The sequence below is a fragment of the Pseudooceanicola marinus genome, from assembly GCF_020177265.1.
Classification (GTDB): Bacteria; Pseudomonadota; Alphaproteobacteria; order Rhodobacterales; family Rhodobacteraceae; genus Pseudooceanicola; species Pseudooceanicola marinus_A.
This window is the reverse complement of record NZ_JAIVMC010000025.1, coordinates 1-1902: the sequence shown is the minus strand read 5'-3', so window position 1 is coordinate 1902 and position 1902 is coordinate 1. Positions and strand designations below refer to the sequence as shown.

Sequence of the window (1902 nt, the reverse complement as noted above, 5' to 3'; positions counted from 1 at the left end):
GGCGTCGAAGGCCCGCTGAAGGCCGAGGGCTTCGACATCCTGTGCATCCGCGAAAATACCGAGGGCGAATACTCCGGCGCCGGCGGCCGCGTCCACCAGGGCCAGCCCAACGAGGTCGCGACCGAGGTCGCCGTCTTCACCCGCGCGGGCGTCGAACGCATCATCCGCTTCGGCTTCGAGCAGGCGATGCAGCGGCGCAAGCACCTGACAAGCGTGACGAAATCCAACGCCCAGAAGTATTCGATGGTGTTCTGGGACGAGGTGACGCGCGAGGTGGCGAAGGAGTACCCCGAGGTCACCGTCAGCCACATGCACATCGACGCCATGTGCGCCAAGATGGTCATGGCGCCGCAGGATCTGGACGTGATCGTGGCCTCCAACCTCTTCGGCGACATCCTGACGGACCTGGGCGCCGCGATCCAGGGTGGGCTGGGCTTTGCCGCCTCCGCCAACATCTGCCCCGACCCCGCGACGCCGTCGATGTTCGAGCCGGTCCACGGCTCCGCCCCCGACATCGCGGGGCAGAACATCGCCAACCCGATCGCCGCGATCTGGTCCGGCGCCATGATGCTGGAGCATCTGGGCGAAGCGGAGGCCGCGGCCGCCGTGCTGGCCGCCATCGAGGCCGCCACCGCCAAGGGCATCGGCACCCGTCCGGGCGCCAGCTCCACCGAAGAGATCACCACGGCCGTGCTGGCCGCACTGGAGGCATGAGCATGAACCTGAAGGACAACGACCTCTTCCGTCAGGCCGCGCTGATCGGCGGCGACTGGATCGCCCGGGATGACATGGCGGTCATCAACCCCGCCACCGGCGCGGCCATGGGCCACATGCCCGACTGCACCGCCACTGAGACCACCCGCGCGATCGAGGCCGCCGAGGCCGCGATGGTCGACTGGAAGGCCCGCACGCACCTGGACCGCTGCGACCTGCTGATGGACTGGTATCACCTGATCCTGGAGCACGCCGACGACCTGGCGATGATCCTGACCACCGAACAGGGCAAGCCGCTGGCCGAGGCGAAGGGCGAGGTGATCTACGGCGCCTCCTTCCTGCGCTGGTTCGCCGAAGAGGGCCGCCGCATCAACGGCCACATCATCCCCTCGCCGGTGCCGGGCAAGAAGATCTTCGCGATGAAGGAACCGGTGGGCGTCTGCGCCATCATCACGCCGTGGAACTTCCCCATCGCGATGATCACCCGCAAGGTGGCGCCGGGCCTGGCCGCGGGCTGCACCATGGTGATCAAGCCCTCCGACTTCACCCCCTATTCCGCGCTGGCGCTCTGCGTTCTGGCCGAACGCGCCGGCATCCCGGCGGGGGTGCTGAACTGCCTGACCGGCCAGCCGGCCGAGATCGGCGCGACGCTGACCGCCTCGCCTGTCGTGCGCAAGCTCTCCTTCACCGGCTCGACCCGCGTGGGCGCCCTGCTGGCCGAACAATGCGCCCCCACGCTGAAGAAGATGAGCCTGGAGCTGGGCGGCAACGCGCCCTTCATCGTCTTCGACGACGCCGATCTGGACGCGGCGGTCGAGGGCGCCATGGCCTCGAAGTTCCGCAACGGCGGCCAGACCTGCGTCTGCGCCAACCGGATCCTGGTGCAGTCGGGCATCCACGATGCCTTCGTCGCCAAGCTGGCGGAGAAGGTCGATGCGCTGAAGGTCGCGGCTGGCACCGAAGAGGGCGCCATGATCGGCCCGATGATCAACGCCGCGGCGATCACCAAGATCAACGCCCATGTGGAGGACGCCCTGTCGAAAGGCGCCACCCGCGCCACGGCGCAGCGTGACCTGGCGCCGCAGTTCGCCGACCCGGTGGTGCTGACCGGCGCGACGACCGAGATGCAGCTGGCGGGCGAGGAGACCTTCGGCCCCGTCGCCCCGGTCTTCAGGTTCGAGACCGAGG

The 1902-nt window shown here is 68.8% G+C and carries 2 protein-coding genes; both read left to right on the top strand.

Annotation, left to right across the window (positions count from 1 at the left end; genetic code table 11):
• On the top strand, nt 1–714 hold a 714-nt coding region (locus tag LC066_RS21375), incomplete at its 5' end, for an isocitrate/isopropylmalate dehydrogenase family protein (RefSeq protein WP_224903524.1).
• A partial coding sequence (locus tag LC066_RS21370) for an NAD-dependent succinate-semialdehyde dehydrogenase (RefSeq protein WP_224903523.1) occupies nt 711–1902 on the top strand: 1192 nt, incomplete at its 3' end. The genes LC066_RS21375 and LC066_RS21370, both read left to right, overlap by 4 nt.